Below are 22,555 nucleotides of genomic sequence, written 5' to 3'. Positions count from 1 at the left end.
GCCCCCATTGAAGATCAGTCTTCGGCGTAGATATTGCGGTTCTTGGTTTCCGGTACGAACAGCGTACCGATCACGGCGGTCACGCCCGCGATGATGATGGGATACCAGAGGCCGTTATACATATTGCCGGTCTGCGCCACGATGGCGAAGGACATGGTGGGCAACAGACCGCCAAACCAGCCATTGCCGATGTGATAGGGCAAGCTCATGGACGTGTAGCGGATGCGCGTGGGGAACAGTTCCACCAGCATGGCGGCAATAGGGCCGTAGACCATGGTCACCAGCAGCACCAGGTAGAACAGGATGGCGACCATCAAAGGCTTGTTCATCTTGCTGGGATCAGCCTTGTCGGGATAACCGTCCTTCTTCAGGGTTTCGGTCACGGTCTTGTTGAACTCTGCCCCCTTGGCCTTGAGTTCATCGGCACCCAGGCCTGCCAGCGAATAGCTGGCAATGGTGTCGTCGCCGATCTTGATAACCGCTGGCGTGCCAGCCGGTGCCGTTTCGCTTTCGTAGCTTACCGAACGATTGGCCAGGGCCTGCTTGGCCACATCGCAGGAACTGGTGAACTTGGCTGTACCTGTCGGATTGAACTGGAACGAGCATTCAGCCGGATCGGCCACGATGACGACCTTGTTCCTGGCCTGAGCCACAGCCAGATCGGGGTTGGCGGCTGCAGTCAGAGCCTTGAAGGCGGGAAAGTAGGTCAACACGGCCAGAATGCAGCCCAGCATGATGATGGGCTTGCGGCCGATCTTGTCCGACAGCGTGCCAAAGATCACGAAGAAAGGCGTACCTATCAGCAGCGCGGCCGCGATCATCAGATTGGCAGTCACGGCGTCGACCTTGAGCTGCTGGGTCAGGAAGAACAGCGAGTAGAACTGGCCTGTGTACCAGACCACGGCCTGACCTGCGGTCAAGCCCAGCAGAGCCAGGATCACCACCTTGAGGTTCTTCCACTGACCAAACGACTCCTTCAAAGGCGCTTTGGAGACTTTGCCTTCGGCCTTCATCTTCTGGAAGGCCGGCGACTCGGACAGCGTCATACGAATCCAGACCGAGACGCCCAGCAGCAGGATGGACACCAGGAAGGGAATGCGCCAGCCCCAGTCAACAAACGCCTCTTCGCCCAGCGAGGTGCGTACACCCAGAATCACCAGCAGCGACAGGAACAGCCCCAGCGTGGCCGTTGTCTGAATCCAGGAGGTGTAGGCGCCACGCTTGCCATCGGGCGCATGCTCCGCCACATAGGTTGCTGCGCCGCCATACTCGCCGCCCAGCGCCAGGCCTTGCAGCATGCGCAGTGCGATCAGGATGATGGGGGCAGCCACGCCAATGCTGGCGTAAGTTGGCAGGACGCCCACGATGAAGGTGGACAGGCCCATGATCAGAATCGTCACCAGAAAGGTGTACTTGCGACCGATCATGTCGCCCAGGCGGCCAAACACCAGTGCGCCGAAGGGCCGCACGATGAAGCCTGCGGCAAAGGCCAGCAGCGCGAAGATGAAGGCAGAGCCCGCATCCAGTCCACTGAAGAACTGCTTGGCAATGATGGCCGCCAGCGAGCCATACAGATAGAAGTCGTACCACTCGAAAACCGTTCCAAGCGAAGACGCAAAGATCACTTTGCGCTCCTCCGGGCTCATCGGCCGTGGAGCCGACTTCCCCCCCATGTTTGCTGTCGCGTTGATGGCCATGTTTGTCTCCTAGATTTTAAAAATCAGGCGCTGCCAATCCACCTGTTTGTCCAATATCAAAGTGACAACTGACCGCTAACTTACAAAAAACCGATTTGTAAAAATTCAAGACAAGGCTTTTCCCGACCCTCTCAGCACTAACCCGAATCCGCTTTTTTTCGATATGAAAAACCCGGTGAAAACACCCATATCGCAAGTAAGGAGGCGGTCAGACGCGCTTCACAGAATGGCCAGACCTGCATAGCAACTCATCTCGAAAAGAGCGTGCAGCTCGCATCCCAAGGAGACAAAGTGACTGACTCGGCAACTGAGAAAATTCAACGCAATCCTGTCTACCAGGAATTGCGCCGCAAACGCAACCGGCTAGGTTCCACGCTGACCATTCTGATGCTCGTCGTCTACTACGGCTATGTGGCATTGATTGCTTTCGACAAGGAGCTTCTGGCCCAGCCTCTGAGCAGCGCTGGCGTCACCACACTGGGTATTCCGATTGCCCTCTTCGTGATCATCTTCACGATCGCCATCACGCTGTTCTACATCCGTCGCGCCAACAACGAGTTCGACCAGATGACCCAGCAGATCCTGAAGGACGCCCAGAAATGAAGAGCTCCATGCAACGCGCGCTGATCCCTGCGCTGGCCACATCTCTCCTGCTCTCGGTTGCCGGCTCTGCCCTGGCAGCCGGTGGTGATATTGGCAATACGGCCAAGCAGTCCACCAACTGGACTGCCATCATCATGTTCACGGTCTTCGTGCTGGCCACTTTGTGGATCACCAAGTGGGCTGCCGGTCGCACCAAATCCGCAGCGGACTTCTACACGGCTGGCGGCGGCATTACCGGCTTCCAGAACGGCCTGGCCATTGCGGGCGACTACATGTCAGCGGCCTCCTTCCTGGGCATTTCGGCCCAGGTGATGACGAGCGGCTACGACGGCCTGATTTACTCCATCGGCTTTCTCGTGGGCTGGCCCATCCTGACCTTCCTGCTGGCCGAGCGCCTGCGCAACCTGGGCAAGTTCACCTTTGCCGACGTGGCCGGCTACCGCTTTGCCCAAGGGCCATTTCGCATGTTTGCCGCCAGCGGCACGCTGGTGGTCGTGGCCTTCTATCTGATCGCACAGATGGTGGGTGCAGGCCAGCTGATCAAGCTGCTGTTCGGCCTGGACTACTGGGTGGCCGTGGTGCTGGTCGGCGTGCTGATGATGGTCTATGTGCTGTTCGGCGGCATGACTGCCACCACCTGGGTGCAGATCATCAAGGCCTGCATGCTGCTGGCTGGCGTGACTTTCATGGGCTTCATGATCATGTCGCACTACGGCTTCAGCTTTGAAAAGCTGTTTGCCGATGGCGTGCGCGTCAAGACAGAGATCGCGGCAGCCGGCGGCAAGGAGCCTGACGTGGCGGCCAAGCTGGGGCTATCCATCATGGGCCCCGGCGGCTTCATCAAGGACCCCATTTCCGCCATCAGTTTCGGCATGGCGCTGATGTTCGGCACCCTGGGTCTGCCCCACATCCTGATGCGTTTCTTCACCGTGCCTGATGCCAAGGAAGCCCGCAAATCCGTGGGCTGGGCCACCGTGTGGATCGGCTACTTCTACATCCTGATCTTCATCATCGGCTTTGGCGCCATCACCATGGTGCTCACCAACCCTGAAATGGCCGACACGGCCAAGGGCGTGATCCTCGGCGGTGCAGGCACGGCCAATATGGCGGCCGTGCTGGTCGCCAAGAGCGTGGGCGGCAATGTGTTCTACGGCTTCATCTCGGCCGTGGCCTTTGCCACCATCCTGGCCGTGGTTGCAGGTCTGACGCTGTCGGGTGCCTCTGCCGTGTCGCATGACCTCTACGCCACCGTCTTCAAGAACGGCAAGGCGGACAGCGCCTCCGAACTCAAGGTCTCGCGTCTGACCACTCTGACCCTGGGCGCCATCGCCGTGCTGCTGGGCATTGTGTTCGAGAAGCAGAACGTGGCCTTCATGGTGGCACTGGCCTTTGCGATTGCCGCATCGGCCAACTTCCCCGTGCTGCTGCTGTCCGTGCTGTGGAAGGGTTGCACCACCAAGGGCGCCGTGATCGGCGGCTTCATGGGTCTGATCTCTTCCGTGGGCCTGACCATTGTTTCCCCATCGGTCTGGGAAGCCACTTTCGGCAACCCTGCCGGCTCGGCCTGGTTCCCCTACACCTCACCCGCACTGTTCTCCATGACCATCGGTTTTGTGGGCGTGTGGCTGTTCTCGGTGCTGGACAAGAGCGGCCAGGCAGACAAGGAGAAAGAGGCTTTTGCGGCGCAGCAAGTGCGCTCGGAAACCGGTCTGGGTGCCTCTCGCGCATCGGGTCACTAACCCGTCCTGCAGCGCGGCCACGGGCGCGCTGCAACTACAAGCCGGGCTTTCGAGTCCGGCTTTTTTATTGCCGGCCCCCAAAGACAAAAAGCCCCTCTCGAAGGGGCAGCGGCAGCACGAAGTGGGCCAACATGGGGCTTTTTAAATATTGCTCAGTGCTGCCCCAGCAACTGGCGCAGCTTGATGAAGGCCAGCGCCGCCATCACCGCATCGTTGAGAGCATCATGAGCGCGGCTTTGGGGTAGTTCCAGATCCTGCATCAGGCTGTCAAAACGCAGATCAATCTCGGGATTCTGCTGACGATGCGGCGCAAGCTGCCTGAACTTGTAGTCGTAGTACAGCGAGGACACTTCGTTGCGCGGCTGTGGCAGAGCAATGCCCAGCACGGGCTTGAGCACCCGATTGATCATGGCCAGATCAAACTCCAGGTAGTAGCCCACCAAGGGGCGGCTGCCAATGAAGCGCAGCAGCTCCAGCACGGCCTCCTCGGCCTGCATGCCCCGCGCCAGATCACGCTCGCGCAGCTGGTGGATGCGTACGCTGTTCGCACTGACACCCTGGGGCGGGCGCACCAGCAGCTCCAGCCGCTGGCTGGTCAGGATGCGCTGCCCATGAATGCGTACCGCACCGATGGAGACAATGTGATCGCGACGCGTATCCAGCCCCGTGGTTTCGCAGTCCAGCGACACCCATTCATCAAGCGGCGGCGGCTCCAGCACAAAGGCGTATGAGGGACTGCTCAGCTGGCGCAGCAGCCGCTGATGCTGCCAGGACTGAAGCCAGGAACGGATCTTCACAGCACATCCAGCCGCAGACGCTGCTGCAGCAAGGCCCGGAAACGCCGTACCACGGCCAGCGCATCCTTGAGCAGATCCCGCTCCAGGCTGCTCAGCGTGGCAGGGTCCACCTCGGCCGTCACGGGCCGGTGGCGCTGGAGCTCTTTCAGCCCTGCCTGCAGTCTCAGGCCCATGAGCAGATGCAGGGCTTCGCGCATCTCCCGGCCCAGGGCCGCATCCAGCGTTCCGTCGGCGACCAGCGCCTCTATGCGCTCTACCGTGCCTGTCGCATCCACATGCCGCGCCAAAGCCAGGCTGCGCACACCATGCACCAGGGGGAAGATGCCGGCCTTCTTCAGGTGCACGCGGCTGAATTCGTCATCGCGGCCCAGCAATCGGCTCCACCAGCGGCCAGACTCTCCAAAGCTGTCGATCACCGCGGCAAAGCGGGCGATCAAGGCATCGTTATCCGTGGCCAGTGCCTGCAGCTTCTGGCGCACACCCGCCAGTAGTTCCGCATCGCCGGCCACCGCACGCGCATCCAGAAAGATGGCCAGCCGCATCAGGCTGTCGGCGCTGGGCATCAGCAGCCAGCCTTGGCAACGCTGCGCGAATTCGCTGGCCGTGCCGCGCCACTCCGGGTTGTTCAACATGATGCGCCCCGGGCATTCCGGATAACCGAATCTCTGCAGCACGGCGGAAAAAGCATCGCAGATAGCCGCCAGATCGGCGGGCGGCACATAGCCATCGCGCAGCAACAGGCCATTGTCCTGATCGGTCTTGAGCAGCTGTTCGCCCCGTCCTTCGCTGCCCATCACGAACAGACAGCTATTGGCCACAAGATCCGAAGGTGCCAGCATCTGCCAGGCGCGCTCGAACAAGCGGGTGTTGAGCTGCTGCACCAGTTGCGCCATCAGCGCCACGCGCGTACCGCCCCGGTGCAGGGCGGACAGCAGCTCGTTGATCTGCGCCGCCGGTTGCTCCAGCGCCTGCAGATCACCGGCCTGCTCGATCTGCACCAGGATCAGATGCGAGTGGTTGGCCAGAAAGCTGAACAGATCCAGCGCATCCAGAATGCCGCACACCTGGCCCGCCTCGTCCAGCACCGCCAGCCGGTGAACGCGGGCACGCAACAGCAGCGCCATCGCATCGCCCAGTTGCTCACTGGCGCGAACGCTGATCACAGGGCTGCTGGCGAACTCGCCAACGGTCAACTCGGTCAGCGCACGCCCGTCGAGAATGGCACGCTGCAGCGTGGTGTTGGAGAAGATACCCAGGCCCTGCGGCAATCCCGAAACCAGCACACTGGTGATGCGCTGCTCGTGCAGCAAGCGCGTCACGCTGACGATATCGGTGGATGCGTCCACCACATGGGCAGGGCGCACAAAGGCCTGATCCACACGCATCAAGGTCAGCGACTGTCTCTCGTGCTGATCGGCCAACTGGGCCAGCGTACCCAGCTTGTGCCCCAGATCCGCAAACAGCAAGGCGCCAAAGGCCCGGTTGCGCGCAATCAGCTCGTTGATGATGTCACGCGACAGCTGATAGGCCACCAACTCCTCGACCACCACAAAGCGGCTGCTGGCGCGCCCTGCAACCAGGGCTCGGCCATCAAAGCAATCCTCGGGTCCGTAGGAGGCCAGCAGTTGCTCCCCTTCGGTCTGCTCCACATGGCCTTTGATGATGACAAAAAGATGGGTGGGCGCCACACCCCGGTCCAGCAGCACAGCGCCTTCCGGAAAATAGGCAATATCGACGCTGTTGCGCACCAGCGCCTGCTCGTCGGGCGTCAAGCAGTCAAAGGGGGAAACCGAGAAATTGAAGGAATTGGGCATGGCACAGACATTCAAGCCTGCAAGCCTTGCTCCACACTTGCAGCTGCTTCCCAGCGCCCCTGGTCGAACCAGCTGTCGCCCTGCAAGCAGGCACGCAACATGGGCAATCCATCCAAGCCAAAAAAGACACGTTCATCGAACGCCAGACTGGGCACGCCAAACAAGCCTGCGGTCGAAGCATCTTCGGTGTTGGAGCGCAGCAAGGCCTTGGCACGCTCCGCGGCCTGCTCGTCCGTGCGCAGCTGTGCTGACAGCTGCGTGCGCAGGGCCGCAAGACGCTCCGGAGCCAGTGCATCGGCCCCGCCCTCCCACACATGGCGGAAGATGGTTTCGGCCGTGAAGCGGTTGATGCAGCCGTCATCGCTGCATTCCAGCGCCAGCCGCAGCAGAGGCAAGGGGTTGAACGGGTGGTGCAGCGGCATGTGCAGCGGCGTGCCCTGTGCATGACCCAGCCACTCGGCATGGCGGTAGGTCCAGTCGCGCTTGGGTGGAATGCCTGCGGGGCCGGGATTCGCGTACTTTTTGAGCAAAGCGCCAAGCAAGACTGGGCGGTAGCGCACATGGCAGCTGATGCCTCTGAGCTGCTCGGGCAACTGTGCAAATGCCAGCCAGGCATAGGGCGAAACAAAGTCCAGATAGAAAGTGATGTGCTTCATGCTCCGCCCTTTCGGTTCACAAATCTGCGGCTCTGGGATCCTGCAAGCCCGCGCGCTTGAGCAACTGCGCCCAGATCTGCAGGCGCTGCTCGTCATCCGCCTTGGACCAGGCCCTGATCTCGTCAATGGTACGAAAGCAGCCCTTGCAATGGCTGCGGTCCTCGGTCATGCGGCAGACATTGATGCAGGGTGAGGCCACGGGCTGATCGGCCTTGGCCCAGATCAAAGCCGCCTCGGCCCTGCTTTCCAGTTGCACCAGTTGCTGCGCCTGCTGCTCTTGCAGATTCATCGTTTCGCTCATGACTGCTCCACCACATCGGACCATGGCGCACTGGTCAAAGCCTGCAGCTGTGCAGGCGTTGCGGGAAACACGCCATAAGGGTGACCCGCTGCGGCCCAGACCACATCAAAGCGCTGCAGCTCCTGATCGATCAAGGTCACCAGCCTGGTCGCGTGCGCGACAGGGCTGACACCGCCAATCGAAAAGCCCGTGCTGGCTTTGACAAAATCTGCATCGGCGCGGCCTATGGCACCCACGATGGCTTTCACCTTTTTCTCATCCACGCGCTTGTCACCCGATGTCACCACCAGCACGGCGGCACCGTCCAGCCTGCGCTTGAAGATGATGCTCTTGGCCACCTGCCCCACCAGAATGCTGAGCTGATCGGCGGCTTCCTGCGCCGTGCGTGCTGCGCCGTCCAGCATCTGCGGCGCATGAGGATGACCGGCATCCTGCAAAAAGCGGCTGACGCGCTGCACCCCTTCAGGCAGCGCGTGAAGTTCTGATCCACACATACAAACTCTCGAAGAAAGAGCGCCCACCGCGCCCCGTGCATCAAGTGTACTGAGTGATGTAGGCACTGCGCGCGCAGGGCGAACAGGCAAAGCCGTAAAGCATGCCGCCACTGCCCCAGAAATGCGCATCCCCACCCTCGGCCTGAGGAATCTGCGCATCCAGCTGCAGCACAAAGCGCATGGCCTGGCCGCAGCCCGTGCACAGCGGCTCCCAGGGCGAATGAATCCACGACGGCTCACCACCGACGCGGTGCAGATTCTCGCGGCCGTTGGACTGGCCCCAGTCCTGCCGCTGCCAGCGTGCCGGTGTATCGGCCAGTGCAACTTCGGTAGCTTGCAAAGGCCCGTACTCCCTATCCGGTGCTTGCAGCTGCCCGTCCTGCGCGGCATTCAGGCAATGGGCCTGACCCGCTTCATCATGGAAGTAATGCAGCTCGCCCACACCACTTTCCATGCAGGACAGGCACAGCTGCAGCTGCACGGTTTTTCCAGCTGGCTGATTACTCCCATACACATTGCCTGCAGGCAGACTGATCAGATGCTGCAGAGGCCCGCCACAATGCTGGCAGCGGCCCACACCCGCACCGCCGAAGCGCCAGCGCTCAGGGCCGGGCTGCAGGTTCCAGCTCGGAGCCAATGCCTGGGTATCCAAGAAATTCCACGCCGCAGATAATGCGGAGGAAATATCAAATGCATAGCTGACTGCGCATTCTGCACCTGGGTTTCCGGCTCAAAACACTCTATACCCCAATCCAGCTCTTCCAGCTGCGACTGCAGTGGAGCAAGCAACCCGGGCTGTTGATAACTTGCGGCTTCCAGCACCGTGCGCTCGGCCTCGCTCATGCTGCCGCGCACCTGGGCACTTTGCAGTGCTGCGGCCACCAGCGCAGGCCAGTCACCCTCGGCCAGCCAGGACAAGGTGTCGTGCAGCACCACATGCCAGCGCGTGTTGGCGACCAGCAGCGCCCGAGCCAGCTGATGGACCTCCACCGCCGGCGCCTGCTGCAGCCAGGGCATGAGGGCCACCAACACCGGCTGCATTTGCGCGGCCTTGAGGGAGTCGTCCACCGTCAGGGCCGCAATGAAGTCGGAAGCCGTCTGCATGCTCAGACTCCCGCCTTACTGGGCAAGCTTGAGCCGCAACTGGAACAGCTCCTGCTGCAGATCGCGCAAGTCCTTTTGCACATAGGCAATATGGCTGCCGCTGTTCTTGGCATCGCGTGCCTCGCGCAGCTCCTTCTTCTTGGCGGAAATGCGCCGCTCAAGCTCGGCAACGGACTCCTTCATTTCATAGCGCTCACGCGCCGGGGAATAACCTTGCAAAAAGGCCGCTTCCAGCTGGGCCGGGCAATAGCCCATCTGGAATTTCCTGCCTGCCTCGGCGAAAGCCTTGCCGCTCTCCGGCGTACAGAAATCCTTGAGCCCGCGCAGCCAGCCCTGCTGATAGGCAGGTACATCCATCTGCACACCGTTTTCCTTGCAGGTGCGGAAATGGCGCTTGGCCCGGGTGGTGATGTCCTGCTTGCCATCCATGGCGTCCAGTTGGCCAAGATAGGCCCAGTCCGTGTCTCTGCACTCCTGTGCATCCATGCCTGCACAGGCGGACAGCAAGGCGACTGAGGACAGTGTCAAAGCCAGATAAATACGTGATGCATACATGAGCTCATGGTAACAACCCGCCCCACACAGCCTGATGACTAGCGGTCCATGAATTGCCGCATGCGCTCGCTTTGGAGCTGGTTGTTCAGCGCACTGACTTCGCCCTTGAGGCGGGAGATTTTCCCTTCGTCGCTGCCATCCTTCCTGGACTGCAGACGGATGATTTCGCTATTTTTGCGATTGATATCCCGCTGCAGACCGTCGATACGCTGCTGATACTGATACCTCTTGTAGGCGGGAAGATAGCTGGCCAGAAACTGGCTTTCCGCGCCCGGCGGACAGTAGCCAGGCTTGTAGTTGCCACCTCTATCGCCAAAAGCCTGGCCGCCAGGGAAGGTGCAGAACTCCTTGAGCCCCTCATTCCAGCCACGCTGATAGGCCGCCATGTCCATGCGATAGCCATGTTCGCTGCATGCCTGTGCCCGGTCGCCGGCCATCGAGACATCCTTTCCCTTGCTTGCATCTGCATAGCCCAGCCCCGACCAGTTGGCCACGCGGCACTCATCGGCATCCATCGTCGAACAACCAGCTGCCAGGCTCACCACTGCGACCAGCCATGCAAAGCGAAAGGCCGTCTGTTTTTCCACACGCATATCCACACCTCCTTATATTGGCAAGAAAGCATAAAAGCGTGCAGCACGCGCTTGATGTCATACCGTCAACCGGCACGCTTGGTCAGCAGCGCCTTGGCCACACGCGACTGCGTGGGCCGGCCCAGGTGATCGCTGATGAACTGGCCGGCGTCGATGAGCTTGTCCAGGTCGATACCCGTTTCAATGCCCATGCCCTGCAGCAGATAGACCACGTCTTCGGTGGCCACATTGCCCGTGGCGCCCTTGGCATAGGGGCAGCCGCCCAGACCCGCGACCGAAGACTGGAAGTTCCAGACGCCCAGCTCCAGTGCCGCCAGCGTATTGCTCAGAGCCTGGCCATAGGTGTCGTGAAAATGGCCCGATACCTGGTCGATACCAAAGTGTGCCAGCGTGGCCTCCAGCGCTTTTTGCACCTTGATGGGCGTGCCCACGCCAATGGTGTCGGCCACGTCGACGCGCTGCACGCCGATGTCCTTCATCAGCCGGGCGACATAGCCCACTTTCTCGGGGGCAATCTCGCCCTCGTAAGGGCAGCCCACGGTGCAGCTGATGGCGCCGCGCACGGCAATGCCGGCATCGAGCGCCGCCTGCACCACGGGGGCAAAACGCTCGATGCTTTCGGCAATCGAGCAGTTAATGTTCTTCTGGCTGAAGGCTTCGCTGGCCGCGCCAAACACCACGATTTCGTCAGGCCTGGAAGCCACTGCCGCCTCGAAGCCCTTGAGGTTGGGTGTCAGCACCGAATAAAGCACCCCGCTGTCACGCGCGATCCCGGCCATGACCTCTGCGTTGTCCGCCATCTGCGGCACCCATTTGGGCGACACAAAGCTGGTGACCTCGATCTCCTTGAGGCCCGCGTCCTGCAGGCGCTGCACCAACTCGATCTTGACCGAGGCTGGCACAGCTTGCTTCTCGTTTTGCAGGCCGTCGCGCGGGCCTACGTCGATGATCTTGACGCGTGCGGGGTACTTCATTCTTGTCTCCTTGGGATCAATATCCCTTTTTCAGATCGACACGACCTGTGACGGGCTCACCCCGGCTCATGGCAGCGACCTTACCCACAATCTGGGCAATGCTGTCCGCCGCCAGCGTACGGGCCGAGGTATGGGGGGTGAGGATGATTTTGGGCTGGTTCCAGAACAGATGATTTTCGGGCAAGGGCTCTTCGCGGAACACGTCGAGCATGGCACCGCTGACATGGCCACTCTCGATCTGCGCCACCAGGTCGGCATCGACCACATGGCCGCCACGGCCCACATTGATCACATAGGCCCCGGGCTGCAGCAAAGACAATGTGCGCGCATTGATGATGTCGCGGGTTTCGTCGTGCAAAGGCAGCAGATTGACCAGAATGCGGGTTTCGGACAGGAAGGCGTCCAGGTTTTCCATGCCGCTGAAGCAGCGTATGCCTTGCATCTCGCGCGGCGAGCGGCTCCAGCCGTTGACCTTGAAGTCAAACACCGTCAGCGCCCTGGCCACACGCTCGCCCATCTTGCCCAGGCCCATCACGCCCACGGGATAGTCGGCCCGCTTGGGGTTGCGCTGGTGCTGCCACAGGCCCTGCGCCATATCGGCTTCGTACCGGTCCAGGCCGCGGAAAAAGCGGATCACGGCCTGCGCCACGTACTCGGCCATCTGCACGGCCATGCCCGCGTCTTCGAGGCGGTAGACGGGCAGCTCCGAGGGAATGGTCAACGGCAGCAATGCATCCACGCCTGCGCCGATGTTGAACATGGCCTTGAGGCCGGCGGCCTGCTCGTCGATGAACTGCTGGGGCGGTGCCCAGACCAGCGCATAGTCGGCCTGCGCCGCACCCGGCTCCCAGATGGCGATCTCCGCGCCGGGCAGCGCTTCATGCAAACCTTTGAGCCAGGGTTCTGGCCGCGTATCTTCACAGCAAAATAGGACTTTCATAGATGTGAAGCCTAACGGTTTGGCGCGTGGGCTGCAGACGTCATCGGCAAATAGACCGCTATTGAAAAAGAAGCTGCTTGCGCTTGATACATATCGATCTCGACATCAAATCCGTCCAGAACCCTTGCTCATCCGGCGCAAACCGCTCTTTTTGCAAAACAGTTCAACCCACGCTGCAGCAGTAACACAGAAAAACATCCAGCTCACAGCACCTGAAACGAGCACACCCCAGGCCAGAGCCGCCGAGCAAGGGCCGCCCCGCAGCGAGGGCTGCGTCCCCCTGCCCGCAACGCGTAGCGGTGCGAGAGCGGGGGAAGACGCGTAGCGGCTCAGGGGGGTGATTCACACCTCCAGGCGCAACAGTTCCGCGCCTTCGCTGACCTGGTCGCCGGGCACATAAAGCAGCTCCAGCACCACGCCGTCGCCGGGCGCGGCAATCGTGTGCTCCATCTTCATGGCTTCCATCACGGCCAGCGGCTGGCCCTTGCTGACCTGGTCGCCGGCCTTGACGGCAAACGACACCACCTTGCCGGGCATGGGGGCTGTCAGGCGTCCGCCTTCGTGGCCGGTATCGCCCGCATGGGCCAGTTGGTCGACCACGATGATCTGGGTGCTGCCGGCATCGGTAAAGACCGACAGCTGATCGCCCTGGGCGTGAACCACGGCCACGCAGCGCCTGCCGCTCAGGTTCAGCTCCAGACGGCCGTCGGCCAGGGCACGCCACTGCAGCACGGCCTCGCTGCGGGTTTCGCCCTCACCGACGCGCAGCTGATGGGTCTGACCATCACGGCCATAGGCCAGGGCTGCATTCAATGCTTCGCCACGGTACTCAAAGCCGAACTGGCGCTCGTCGCGACCCAGCATGCGCCAGCCATCGCGGCGGCTGAACGGGTCTGCGCCCTGCAACGCCTGCTCCTGCTGCAGCTGATGGGCCATGGCCGCAGCCACGGCCAGATCGCGGCCCACAAAGTCCTTGCCGAACAGGGCTTCGCGTTCACGCTCGATCAGCGCCGTATCGAGCAGCGCGTTGCTGAAGGCCTGGCTCTTCACCACCTGGCGCAGAAACTGCACATTGGTGGTCAGGCCCACGATATGGGTCTGGGCCAGTGCCGCATCGAGGCGCGCCAGCGCCTGGGCACGATCGTCGCCACGCACGATGAGCTTGGCGATCATGGAGTCATAGAAGGGGCTGATGGCATCGCCCTCGCGCACGCCATCGTCCACGCGCACATTGGCGATCTCGAAGCTGCTGCACTCGGGCTTGCGATAGACGGCCAGATGGCCGGTGGCGGGCAGGAAGTTGTTCTCGGGGTTCTCGGCGCAGATGCGCGCTTCAATCGCATGGCCGATGATCCTGAGATCACTCTGCTGCTTGGGCAAGGGCTTGCCGCTGGCGACCAGCAACTGCCACTGCACCAGGTCTTCGCCGGTGATGGCCTCGGTGACGGGGTGCTCCACCTGCAGGCGGGTGTTCATCTCCATGAAGTAGAACTTCATGGCTTCGGGCTGGTCATAGCCGCCGGGCTGCTCGACGATGAACTCCACCGTGCCCGCACCCACGTAGTTGACGGCCTTGGCCGCGGCCACGGCGGCCTCACCCATCTGCTTGCGCAGGGCTTCGGTCATGCCGGGAGCCGGCGCTTCCTCCAGCACCTTCTGGTGGCGGCGCTGCACCGAGCAGTCGCGCTCGAACAGATAGACGCAGTTGCCATGCGTATCGCCAAACACCTGGATCTCGATATGGCGAGGGCGCAGCACGTATTTTTCGATCAGCACGGCATCGTTGCCAAAGCTGTTGATGGCTTCGCGCTTGCAGGACTCCAGCGAGGCCGCAAAGTCCTCGCTCTTTTCCACCAGACGCATGCCCTTGCCACCGCCGCCCGCGCTGGCCTTGATGAGCACGGGGTAGCCGATGCGGTCGGCCTCCTTGTGCAGCATTGCGGGGTCCTGATCGTGGCCGTGATAGCCGGGCACCAGCGGCACCTTGGCTTTCTCCATCAGTTGCTTGGACTCTGCCTTCAGGCCCATGGCACGAATCGCGCTGGCGGGCGGGCCGATGAAGACCAGACCGGCCGCCGCACAGGCATTGGCAAAGTCTTCGTTCTCGGACAGAAAACCGTAGCCGGGGTGGATGGCCTCGGCGCCCGTGGCCTTGGCGGCTTCCAGGATGCGCTCCCAGCGCAGATAGCTGTCCTTGGGGGCGCTGCCGCCAATGTGCACGGCCTCGTCGCAGGCTGCCACATGCTTGGCCTGGGCATCGGCATCCGAATACACGGCCACGGTCTTCACACCCATGCGACGTGCCGTAGCCGCTACCCGGCAGGCGATCTCACCACGGTTGGCAATCAGAATTTTCTTGAACATGCTGTCTCCAAATATTTAAGTCATATCGCTATCCAGCGCAGATCCATCAAGCGCAGGCAGCTATGTTTTTTGCAAAGAATCCTGCGCTTCACCCTCGCCGCGCAGGCGTCGAAAAATCGCCTTCAGAAAGCGCCACAGTGCCCAGATCACCAGCCACATCGCAATCACCACGACCAGCAGCACCGCAGCGAAGACCAGCGGGTTGGCCAGCGCCAGCCAGATGGCGCCCACGGACACCGTGTCTTCGGCCAGGCTGGCTCCCACATTCGAGAACGGCTCGGGCGAGGTGTTGATCAGCGCCCGGGTCGTGGTCTTGGCAGCCTGGCTGGTGGCCGCCAGCGTGCCGCCCATCAAGGCAGCGGCCGTGGCCATGGTGGCGTTGTCGGCACCAAAGACCATGGCCGCCAGCGCTGCACCGGCGGGAATGCGCAGCACGCTCTGGAACATGTCCCAGGCCGAATCGACCAGCGGAATCTTGTCGGCGAAGAACTCCACGAACAGCAGACCGCCGCTGATGAGCAGCACCATCGGGTGCTGCAGCACATGCAGGCCGCCGGGCAGGGGCACCAGCCCCGTGGCGCCCAGCAGACCGACCAGAAACATCACGGCATAGAGGCGAAAACCGCTGGCCCAGCCCAGGGCCGCAGCCAGCGCCAGCATGGAGCCCATGTCCATCTGGCCCACGGCGTTGCCGGCCCTGGCCGCCACGTCGCCGATCTGGTCTGCAGCCTGCCCCACGGCCTGGGCCGTGCTCGGGTCCACATGCAGGCCGGCGCGGTGCAGCCAGTCGATGATGGTTTGCCAGATGTCCATGATGTGCTTCCCTGTCCTGTGTGCCGTGCGGCGCTTGCGCCCACTCTAGGCCCTCACAGGTGCAAGGTCTGTCGGTTCAGCCCTGTTTCATCCTGTCTCAGCCGGGCAGCCAGTTGGGCTTGCGCTTGTTGAGAAAGGCCTGCACGCCTTCCTTGCCTTCGCTGCTGGCGCGTATGGTGGCAATCTGCTCCACGGTGGCGGCAATCAGCTGCTCGCTGATTTCACGCTCGGCCACATCCAGCACCAGGCGCTTGCAGGCACGCACGGCGGCAGGCCCGGCGCTCAGCAGATGCTTGAGCCAGCCGTCGACCACGGAGTCCAGCTGCTCGGCATCGACCACCTCGTGCACATAGCCTATGCGGTGCGCTTCCTGCGCCGAAAAGCGCTCGCCCGTGAGGAAGTAGCGGTGCGAAGCGCGCGCGCCCATGGCGCGAATCACATAGGGGCTGATGGTGGCGGGAATCAGGCCGATCTTGACCTCGCTGAGGCAAAAGCCCGCGGTATCCACGCTGACCACCATGTCGCAGCAGGCCACCAGGCCCATGCCGCCCGCATAGACGTCGCCCTGCACGCGCGCAATCGTGGGCTTGGGGCATTCGTAGATGACGCGCAGCATCTCGGCCAGCAGACCGGCATCGACGCGGTTCTCGTCACGCGAGTAATCGGCCATGCGGCGCATCCAGTTCAGATTGGCGCCGGCGCAGAAAGCCGGACCTTCGGCGGCCAGCACGATGGCGCGCACATCGGGTCGTTCCCCCGCCGTGTGAAACGCGGTGGTAATCTCGGCAATGACCTCGTCGCTGAAGGCATTGCGGATCTCGGGCTGGGTCAGCGTGATGCGGGCAATGCCGCCGTCCACGGTCAAAGTCAAAGCGGTCATGGCTTGTCTCCCTGTGAGTTATGGCTTTGCAGTTGTGCAGTCGCCATGCCTGGCAACTGCTGCATCAGAAATTCACGGACCTGCGGCAGCCATTGCCCGATATTGGCTGCGCGGTCGAAAAACCGGTGTCCCTCCTCATCGGTGGACGGAGCAAACACCAGCGTCAGGCTCTGGCCTGCGGCCCTATAGCTTTCGGCCATCTTGCGTACCAGCGGCGGGCGGAAGTAGCTATCGTTTTCGGCATAAATCCACAGCTGAGGCACCCGGCTGGTGGCGGCAAAGCCGGCTATGGTCTTGAGCAGCTGCGCCTCGCCGCAGACCTCGGCCTTTTCGCGCATCCTGGGCTGCGAGCCCCGGCCACCGGCAAAGTTGATGACGCCGCGCAAACCCGCAGGCTGCTGGGCCGCCAGCGCCAACGAGGCAAAACCGCCTGCCGACTTGCCCATCAGCACCACCTGGGCGCTGTTCACAAACGGCAGCTTCTGCCCGTAGCTCATGATGGCTGCCACATCGCGTGCAGCTTCCTGCGCGGCATGCGGGTAATCGGGTGCGTCGCAGCTGCCATAGCGGTCGGCCAGAGGACCGTCCGATGCGCCGTAGCCGCGGCGCAGCCCTGTCACCACCACATAGCCCAGGGCTGCAATCGCCACCGCCTGCGGGCCGTAGCGCTCGGTCAGCGCCGCACGGGCATCGGCACCACTGGGCGTGCCATGGCTCAGCACCACCAGCGGCCAGGGGCCTGTACCCTGCGGACGATAGACATGGCCTGCCAGATTGGCCGTATGCGCAGCAACCTGTTCGGTGGCTGGCACCCAGACGGGAATGCGCGCGTCGAACTGCTGCACATCGGCCTGGGCCGCCATGGGCAAGGCCAGCGCTGCACAAAGCAGAGCTTGCATCGGAGCGGGGACAGCGCAGCGCATCATGGTCAGGCCCTCGGTCGCTTACATGCGGAACACACCGAACCTGGTGTCTTCGATCGGCGCATTGCGCGTGGCCGACAGACCCAGCGCCAGCACGCGGCGCGTGTCTGCAGGGTCGATTACGCCATCATCCCAGAGGCGGGCCGTGGCGTAGTAAGGGTGGCCCTGGTCTTCGTACTGCTGACGAATCGGGGCCTTGAAGCCCTCCTCTTCCTCGGCACTCCAGCTGCCGCCCTTGGCCTCGATGCCGTCGCGCTTGACGGTGGCCAGCACGCTGGCAGCCTGCTCGCCGCCCATGACGGAAATGCGCGCGTTGGGCCACATCCACAGAAAGCGCGGCGAGTACGCACGGCCGCACATGCCGTAGTTGCCGGCGCCAAAGCTGCCGCCGATGATGATGGTGAACTTGGGCACGCTGGCCGTGGCCACGGCCGTGACCAGCTTGGCGCCATGGCGCGCGATGCCTTCGTTCTCGTACTTGCGGCCCACCATGAAGCCCGTGATGTTCTGCAGAAAGACCAGAGGAATCTTGCGCTGGCAGCACAGCTCGATGAAGTGCGCGCCCTTGACGGCCGACTCGCTGAACAGGATGCCGTTGTTGGCAATGATGCCGACCTGCATGCCCTCGATGCGCGCAAAACCGCAGACCAGGGTGTTGCCGAAACGGGCCTTGAACTCGTCGAACTGGCTGCTGTCCACGATACGGGCAATGATCTCGCGCACATCGAAGGGTTTGCGCGTATCCACGGGGATCACGCCATACAGCTCTTGAGCATCAAATACAGGAGCTGCTGGCGCATGATCCGTCTGCGTTTGAGGCTTGTTCTTATTGAGATTGCTGACGGCCTGGCGGGCCAGGGCGATCGCGTGCAGGTCGTTCTCGGCCAGATGGTCGGCCACGCCCGACAGGCGCGTGTGCACATCGCCGCCGCCCAGGTCCTCGGCGCTGACGACTTCGCCGGTCGCAGCCTTCACCAGCGGCGGGCCGCCCAGGAAGATGGTGCCCTGGTTCTTGACGATGATGGACTCGTCGCTCATGGCCGGCACATAGGCGCCGCCTGCCGTGCAACTGCCCATGACCACGGCGATCTGGGCAATGCCCTGGGCGCTCATATTGGCCTGGTTGAAGAAGATGCGTCCAAAGTGCTCGCGATCGGGAAAGACTTCGTCCTGGTTGGGCAGATTGGCGCCACCCGAGTCCACCAGATAGATGCAGGGCAGATGGTTCTGCGCCGCAACCTCCTGGGCACGCAAATGCTTTTTCACCGTCATCGGGTAGTAGGTACCCCCCTTCACGGTGGCATCGTTGCAGACGATCATGCAGTCCACGCCGCTGACACGGCCCACGCCGGCAATCACGCCTGCGCCCGGCGCGTCGTTGTTGTACATATTGAGCGCCGCCAGCGGCGACAGCTCCAGAAACGGCGTGCCGGGATCGAGCAGGCGCTGCACACGCTCACGCGGCAACAGCTTGCCGCGTGCCACATGCTTGGCCCGTGCGGCTTCGTTGCCGCCCAGCGCGGTCTGCTCGCAGCGCGCACGCAGATCGTCCACCAGCGCCTGCATGGCCGCCGCATTGGCCAGAAAGTCCGCAGAGCGCGGATTCAGTTGTGTCCCCAGGATGCTCATTGCTTACCTCTTGTCTTGATTACTTTGCCCGATACGGGAACTTGGTTTTTTTCTTGCTCGGACACAGCGCTGCAACCGCAGTTGAAGAAAATGCCTTATGCATGCTGTTGAAACCGTACTTCTTGTCCTGCTCCTGGGAGCACTGACAGGCATCGTGGCCCGCTATATCCGGGCCATTCCCTTGCCTCTGATCCAGATTGCGCTGGGCGCGCTGATTGCCTGGCCCCAGGCGGGATTGCACATCGCCTTCGACCCCGAACTGTTCCTGCTGCTGTTCATTCCACCGCTGCTGTTTGCCGACGGCTGGCGCATTCCCAAGCGTGAATTCTTTGCGCTGGCCAAGCCCATCTTGCTGCTGGCCCTGGGCCTGGTGCTGCTCACCGTTCTGGGCCTGGGCTATCTGATCCACTGGATGATTCCCGAAATTCCGCTCACGGTGGCCTTTGCCCTGGCAGCTGTGGTCTCGCCCACCGATGCCGTGGCCGTATCGGCCATCACGCGCAATCTGGGCATGCCCGAAAAAACCATGCATGTGCTGGAAGGCGAGTCGCTGCTCAACGACGCATCGGGCCTGGTGGCGCTGAAATTTGCGGTTGCCGCCACGCTGACCGGCGTCTTTTCCTGGGGCGAAGTCGCCAAGGAATTCACCTGGATGGCCGTGGGCGGCCTCGGTGTGGGCACGCTGATCGGCTGGGGTTTCAGCCATGCGCGCGGCACCATCACGCGCCGCCTGGGCGATGTGGCGGCCACGCAGATGGTGCTGCTGCTGGTGCTGCTGCCGTTTGCCGCTTATATCGTGGGCGAGAAGATCGGCGTCTCCGGCATTCTGGCCGCGGTGGCAGCCGGCATCGCCACCAATTTCGCCGATCTGGAACGCAGCAGCTACATCAGCGAGCGCATGCAGACCGCAGGCACCTGGAGCATGGTGGAAGCGGCCTTCAACGGTGCCATCTTCCTGCTGCTGGGCCTGCAGCTGCCCTCCATCATCGGTGTGCCCCTGCATCAGGCCGGGCATGACTGGTGGATTCTGGTGGGCTATGTGGCCGCCATTTCGTTTGCGCTGCTGCTGATGCGCTGGATCTGGCTGACGCTGGGCGTGCACGGTTTGCTGCTGCGCGCCCACCGGCAGGGCAAGATGAGCGAGCGCCCCTCGGCCCTGCTCAACCTGGCCACCACACTGGCCGGCATCCGCGGCGCGGTGACGCTGGCCGGTGCCCTGTCCGTGCCCATGCTGCTGGGTAACGGCCAGCCCTTCCCGGCCCGCGACATGCTGATCTTCCTGGCCACGGGCACGATCCTGTTCACCCTGGTCATCGGAGCCGTGGGCCTGCCCATCGTGCTGCGCTACCTGCCGGCCCACGAGGAATCGCCCACCGTGCGTGAAGAGCGTCTGGCGCGCGAACAGGCCTGCATGGCGGCCATGACCCGGCTCACGCTGACCGAAGAAGAAATCCAGAAGCGCGATCCCGAATGGGTGGCCATGCGCCAGGAGGTCAACGGCCACCTGATTCAGGAGTACCGCAACCGTATCCAGCTGCTGGACGACGGCAGCGGTGCGGTCCAGAGCATCGAATCCCTGCGCGAAGCGCCCGAGGTCGTGCGCCAGCGCAAGCTGCGCTATGTGCTGGAGATCGAAACCCGCATCGAATGCATTCACGCCGAGCGCGACTTCTACTACGCCGAGCGGCAGGCTCACCGCATCAATGACGAATCGCTGCGCAGCCTGGTCAGCGAGCTGGACATGCAGGAAATTGCCATGCGCAAGCGCCTGGTCGTGGCCCGCCGCGCAGCAGGTCTGGCGCCCGGCGATACCGGTGGCCACTGAAGACCTACGCGCGCATGCTGCCGCCCAAGCCCCGCCTGTGCGGGGCTTTTTCATGGGCAAGAGCAAGCTGCGCATGGCCGCCACCATCTCAAGCGGTCTTGATGACACGCAGATCCAGCAGCTCGATCATCTCGTCGCGGATCTTGAACTTCTGGATCTTGCCCGTCACCGTCATGGGGAAGGCCTGGACAAAGCGGATATAGCGCGGCACCTTGTAATGCGCAATCTGCCCCTTGCAAAAAGCACGCACATCATCCTCGCCCAAGGTCTGGCCGAGCTTGACGATGATCCAGGCGCACAACTCCTCGCCGTAGCGCACATCGGGCACACCGACCACCTGCACGTCCTGCACCTGAGGGTGACGGTAGAGGAATTCCTCGATCTCGCGCGGATAGATGTTCTCGCCGCCGCGAATCACCATGTCCTTGATGCGGCCCACGATGTTCACATAGCCCTCTTCGTCCATGGTGGCCAGGTCGCCGGTATGCATCCAGTGCTCGGCGTCGATGGCCTCGCGCGTCTTGGCCTCGTCGTCCCAGTAGCCGTGCATGACCGAATAGCCGCGTGTGCACAGCTCGCCCGAAATACCGGGTGCCACGATCTCGCCCGTGGTCGGGTCGACGATCTTCACCTCCAGATGCGGTTGCACCTTGCCCACGGTGGCCACGCGCTTTTCCAGCGGCGTCTCGTTGTCGCTCTGGCAGCTCACGGGGCTGGTTTCCGTCATGCCGTAGGCGATGGTGATCTCGGACAGATGCATATCGCTGACCACGCGCTTCATGACCTCGATAGGGCATGGCGAGCCGGCCATGATGCCGGTGCGCAGTGTGGACAGATCGAACTCGGCAAAGCGCGGGTGATCGAGCTCGGCAATGAACATGGTGGGCACACCATGCAGGCCCGTGCATTTCTCTGCCTGCACAGCTTCCAGCACGGTGATGGGGTCGAAACCATCGTTGGGATAGACGATGGTCGAGCCATGGGTAAAGCAGGCCAGATTGCCCAGCACCATGCCGAAGCAGTGGTAGAGCGGCACGGGAATGCACAAGCGGTCTTCGGGCGTGAGCCGCATGCATTCGCCGATGAAGAAGCCGTTGTTCAGGATGTTGCGGTGGGTCAGCGTCGCGCCCTTGGGAAAGCCCGTGGTGCCGCTGGTGAACTGGATATTGATGGGGTCGGTATTCTTCAGCGTGGCAGCAATGGCATTTATGCGCTCATCTGCAGGTGTACCTTGCGCCAGCAGCTGCGAAAAACGGAGCATGCCGGGCTGCTCTTCGCCCTGGCCTGCGACATCTATCCAGACCACGCTGCGCAGCGTGGGCAAACGTGCCGACTGCAGCTTTCCGGGCTCGCACACCATCAGCTCAGGGGCCAGTTCGCACAGCATGCCCAGGTAGTCGCTGGTCTTGAACTGGGGCATGGTCACCAGTGCCTTGCAGCCTACCTTGTTGAGTGCGTACTCGACTTCCGACGTGCGATAGGCGGGGTTGATGTTGACCAACACCAGACCGATCTGGGCCGTGGCCAGCTGCATCAGCACCCACTCGGCATTGTTGTGGCTCCAGATGCCGACGCGATCGCCTTTTTCCAGCCCCTGGTTCAGCAGGGCACTGGCCAGCTGGCGTGCCGCCGCATGCAGCTCGGCGTAGCTGTAACGCAAGCCCTGGTGGCGGCTGACCAGCGCATCACGACTGCCCTGGCGCTGCGCCATGGCCGCAAAAAAATCACCGATCGTCTGCTCGATCAGCGGTACATCCGTGCGCCCCTTGGCATAACTGGCGGTCAGCGTGTTCATGGTTTCCTGTCTCCTTGACCCCGCATCCTTTTGCAAACAGGTTGCGCGGCTTCCATTCA

Annotated in this window: 21 protein-coding genes; 3 read left to right on the top strand and 18 right to left on the bottom strand. The window is 62.4% G+C overall.

Annotation, left to right across the window (positions count from 1 at the left end; all coding sequences use genetic code 11):
- Positions 1 to 14: 14 nt before the first annotated feature.
- Positions 15 to 1,697, bottom strand: a complete 1,683-nt coding sequence (locus tag QMY55_RS02835) for an MFS transporter (protein ID WP_283487192.1) — start codon at positions 1,695 to 1,697, stop codon at positions 15 to 17.
- 291 nt (positions 1,698 to 1,988) lie between these two features.
- Here QMY55_RS02835 and QMY55_RS02830 point away from each other — a divergent pair, with 291 nt between their 5' ends.
- Both QMY55_RS02830 and QMY55_RS02825 read left to right on the top strand, forming a co-directional pair.
- Complete coding sequence (locus tag QMY55_RS02830; RefSeq protein ID WP_283487191.1) at positions 1,989 to 2,300, top strand: DUF485 domain-containing protein; 312 nt, start codon at positions 1,989 to 1,991, stop codon at positions 2,298 to 2,300.
- An 8-nt stretch (positions 2,301 to 2,308) separates the two neighbouring features.
- Entirely contained in the window at positions 2,309 to 4,039 is a 1,731-nt protein-coding gene (locus QMY55_RS02825; RefSeq protein WP_283487190.1) for a cation acetate symporter, read from the top strand.
- A gap of 152 nt (positions 4,040 to 4,191) precedes the next feature.
- Here the strand turns inward: QMY55_RS02825 and QMY55_RS02820 are convergent, their stop codons facing one another.
- From QMY55_RS02820 to QMY55_RS02745, 16 genes are all read right to left on the bottom strand, one after another.
- The gene (locus tag QMY55_RS02820) at positions 4,192 to 4,836 is read right to left on the bottom strand and encodes a 3'-5' exonuclease (protein WP_407650601.1); all 645 of its coding nucleotides are present in this window, start codon (positions 4,834 to 4,836) and stop codon (positions 4,192 to 4,194) included.
- A complete protein-coding gene (locus QMY55_RS02815; RefSeq protein WP_283487189.1) occupies positions 4,833 to 6,650 on the bottom strand; it encodes a DUF294 nucleotidyltransferase-like domain-containing protein in 1,818 nt (605 codons plus the stop codon). The genes QMY55_RS02820 and QMY55_RS02815 overlap by 4 nt, the downstream gene beginning before the upstream one ends.
- 11 nt (positions 6,651 to 6,661) lie before the next feature.
- Positions 6,662 to 7,306 (bottom strand): 2-hydroxychromene-2-carboxylate isomerase, encoded by a 645-nt coding sequence (locus QMY55_RS02810; RefSeq protein WP_283487188.1) that lies wholly within the window; start codon positions 7,304 to 7,306, stop codon positions 6,662 to 6,664.
- 16 nt (positions 7,307 to 7,322) lie between these two features.
- The gene (locus tag QMY55_RS02805) at positions 7,323 to 7,607 is read right to left on the bottom strand and encodes a DUF1289 domain-containing protein (RefSeq protein ID WP_283487187.1); all 285 of its coding nucleotides are present in this window, start codon (positions 7,605 to 7,607) and stop codon (positions 7,323 to 7,325) included.
- The gene (locus tag QMY55_RS02800) at positions 7,604 to 8,101 is read right to left on the bottom strand and encodes a YbaK/EbsC family protein (protein ID WP_283487186.1); all 498 of its coding nucleotides are present in this window, start codon (positions 8,099 to 8,101) and stop codon (positions 7,604 to 7,606) included. Before QMY55_RS02800 ends, QMY55_RS02805 begins: the two co-directional genes overlap by 4 nt.
- Before the next feature lie 40 nt (positions 8,102 to 8,141).
- Positions 8,142 to 8,582: a hypothetical protein gene (locus tag QMY55_RS02795; RefSeq protein ID WP_283487185.1), complete on the bottom strand. Its 441-nt coding sequence runs from the start codon at positions 8,580 to 8,582 to the stop codon at positions 8,142 to 8,144.
- A gap of 53 nt (positions 8,583 to 8,635) precedes the next feature.
- A complete protein-coding gene (locus QMY55_RS02790; protein ID WP_283487183.1) occupies positions 8,636 to 9,205 on the bottom strand; it encodes a hypothetical protein in 570 nt (189 codons plus the stop codon).
- 15 nt (positions 9,206 to 9,220) lie between these two features.
- Positions 9,221 to 9,760: a DUF2799 domain-containing protein gene (locus tag QMY55_RS02785; RefSeq protein ID WP_283487182.1), complete on the bottom strand. Its 540-nt coding sequence runs from the start codon at positions 9,758 to 9,760 to the stop codon at positions 9,221 to 9,223.
- Positions 9,761 to 9,798: 38 nt separating this feature from the next.
- Complete coding sequence (locus QMY55_RS02780; RefSeq protein WP_283487181.1) at positions 9,799 to 10,353, bottom strand: DUF2799 domain-containing protein; 555 nt, start codon at positions 10,351 to 10,353, stop codon at positions 9,799 to 9,801.
- A 65-nt stretch (positions 10,354 to 10,418) separates the two neighbouring features.
- Complete coding sequence (locus QMY55_RS02775; protein WP_283487180.1) at positions 10,419 to 11,327, bottom strand: hydroxymethylglutaryl-CoA lyase; 909 nt, start codon at positions 11,325 to 11,327, stop codon at positions 10,419 to 10,421.
- Positions 11,328 to 11,343: 16 nt separating this feature from the next.
- Positions 11,344 to 12,267, bottom strand: a complete 924-nt coding sequence (locus QMY55_RS02770; RefSeq protein ID WP_283487179.1) for a 2-hydroxyacid dehydrogenase — start codon at positions 12,265 to 12,267, stop codon at positions 11,344 to 11,346.
- 342 nt (positions 12,268 to 12,609) lie between these two features.
- Positions 12,610 to 14,631, bottom strand: a complete 2,022-nt coding sequence (locus tag QMY55_RS02765) for an acetyl/propionyl/methylcrotonyl-CoA carboxylase subunit alpha (protein WP_283487178.1) — start codon at positions 14,629 to 14,631, stop codon at positions 12,610 to 12,612.
- Between the two features lie 60 nt (positions 14,632 to 14,691).
- A complete protein-coding gene (locus QMY55_RS02760) occupies positions 14,692 to 15,444 on the bottom strand; it encodes a DUF4126 domain-containing protein (protein WP_283487177.1) in 753 nt (250 codons plus the stop codon).
- 97 nt (positions 15,445 to 15,541) lie between these two features.
- On the bottom strand, positions 15,542 to 16,324 hold the full coding sequence (locus tag QMY55_RS02755; protein WP_283487176.1) for an enoyl-CoA hydratase/isomerase family protein: 783 nt from the start codon (positions 16,322 to 16,324) through the stop codon (positions 15,542 to 15,544).
- Positions 16,321 to 17,223 carry an alpha/beta hydrolase family protein gene (locus QMY55_RS02750; RefSeq protein WP_283487175.1) on the bottom strand — a complete coding sequence of 301 codons (903 nt, stop codon included), beginning with the start codon at positions 17,221 to 17,223 and terminating at the stop codon, positions 16,321 to 16,323. The genes QMY55_RS02755 and QMY55_RS02750 overlap by 4 nt, the downstream gene beginning before the upstream one ends.
- A gap of 45 nt (positions 17,224 to 17,268) precedes the next feature.
- Positions 17,269 to 18,876 (bottom strand): carboxyl transferase domain-containing protein, encoded by a 1,608-nt coding sequence (locus QMY55_RS02745; protein WP_283487174.1) that lies wholly within the window; start codon positions 18,874 to 18,876, stop codon positions 17,269 to 17,271.
- Between the two features lie 97 nt (positions 18,877 to 18,973).
- Between QMY55_RS02745 and QMY55_RS02740 the strand changes: the two genes are divergently transcribed.
- The gene (locus QMY55_RS02740; protein ID WP_283487173.1) at positions 18,974 to 20,701 is read left to right on the top strand and encodes a Na+/H+ antiporter; all 1,728 of its coding nucleotides are present in this window, start codon (positions 18,974 to 18,976) and stop codon (positions 20,699 to 20,701) included.
- 88 nt (positions 20,702 to 20,789) lie between these two features.
- Here QMY55_RS02740 and QMY55_RS02735 read toward each other — a convergent pair whose 3' ends face one another.
- On the bottom strand, positions 20,790 to 22,496 hold the full coding sequence (locus QMY55_RS02735) for an AMP-binding protein (RefSeq protein WP_283487172.1): 1,707 nt from the start codon (positions 22,494 to 22,496) through the stop codon (positions 20,790 to 20,792).
- Positions 22,497 to 22,555 lie beyond the last annotated feature (59 nt).

This window comes from Comamonas resistens, from assembly GCF_030064165.1.
Taxonomy (GTDB): Bacteria; Pseudomonadota; Gammaproteobacteria; order Burkholderiales; family Burkholderiaceae_C; genus Comamonas; species Comamonas resistens.
Note: the sequence above shows the minus strand (reverse complement) of the source record. Positions and strands in the feature narration are given on the sequence as shown.

Bases quoted from the DNA above. Each gene is read 5' to 3' on its own strand.
- QMY55_RS02835 (WP_283487192.1), bottom strand. From the start codon at position 1,697: ATGGCCATCAACGCGACAGCAAACATGGGGGGGAAGTCGGCTCCACGG.
- QMY55_RS02825 (WP_283487190.1), top strand. From the start codon at position 2,309: ATGCAACGCGCGCTGATCCCTGCGCTGGCCACATCTCTCCTGCTCTCG.
- QMY55_RS02815 (WP_283487189.1), bottom strand. From the start codon at position 6,650: ATGCCCAATTCCTTCAATTTCTCGGTTTCCCCCTTTGACTGCTTGACG.
- QMY55_RS02810 (WP_283487188.1), bottom strand. From the start codon at position 7,306: ATGAAGCACATCACTTTCTATCTGGACTTTGTTTCGCCCTATGCCTGG.
- QMY55_RS02805 (WP_283487187.1), bottom strand. From the start codon at position 7,607: ATGAGCGAAACGATGAATCTGCAAGAGCAGCAGGCGCAGCAACTGGTG.
- QMY55_RS02800 (WP_283487186.1), bottom strand. From the start codon at position 8,101: ATGTGTGGATCAGAACTTCACGCGCTGCCTGAAGGGGTGCAGCGCGTC.
- QMY55_RS02790 (WP_283487183.1), bottom strand. From the start codon at position 9,205: ATGCAGACGGCTTCCGACTTCATTGCGGCCCTGACGGTGGACGACTCC.
- QMY55_RS02785 (WP_283487182.1), bottom strand. From the start codon at position 9,760: ATGTATGCATCACGTATTTATCTGGCTTTGACACTGTCCTCAGTCGCC.
- QMY55_RS02780 (WP_283487181.1), bottom strand. From the start codon at position 10,353: ATGCGTGTGGAAAAACAGACGGCCTTTCGCTTTGCATGGCTGGTCGCA.
- QMY55_RS02775 (WP_283487180.1), bottom strand. From the start codon at position 11,327: ATGAAGTACCCCGCACGCGTCAAGATCATCGACGTAGGCCCGCGCGAC.
- QMY55_RS02770 (WP_283487179.1), bottom strand. From the start codon at position 12,267: ATGAAAGTCCTATTTTGCTGTGAAGATACGCGGCCAGAACCCTGGCTC.
- QMY55_RS02765 (WP_283487178.1), bottom strand. From the start codon at position 14,631: ATGTTCAAGAAAATTCTGATTGCCAACCGTGGTGAGATCGCCTGCCGG.
- QMY55_RS02760 (WP_283487177.1), bottom strand. From the start codon at position 15,444: ATGGACATCTGGCAAACCATCATCGACTGGCTGCACCGCGCCGGCCTG.
- QMY55_RS02755 (WP_283487176.1), bottom strand. From the start codon at position 16,324: ATGACCGCTTTGACTTTGACCGTGGACGGCGGCATTGCCCGCATCACG.
- QMY55_RS02750 (WP_283487175.1), bottom strand. From the start codon at position 17,223: ATGCAAGCTCTGCTTTGTGCAGCGCTGGCCTTGCCCATGGCGGCCCAG.
- QMY55_RS02745 (WP_283487174.1), bottom strand. From the start codon at position 18,876: ATGAGCATCCTGGGGACACAACTGAATCCGCGCTCTGCGGACTTTCTG.
- QMY55_RS02740 (WP_283487173.1), top strand. From the start codon at position 18,974: ATGCATGCTGTTGAAACCGTACTTCTTGTCCTGCTCCTGGGAGCACTG.
- QMY55_RS02735 (WP_283487172.1), bottom strand. From the start codon at position 22,496: ATGAACACGCTGACCGCCAGTTATGCCAAGGGGCGCACGGATGTACCG.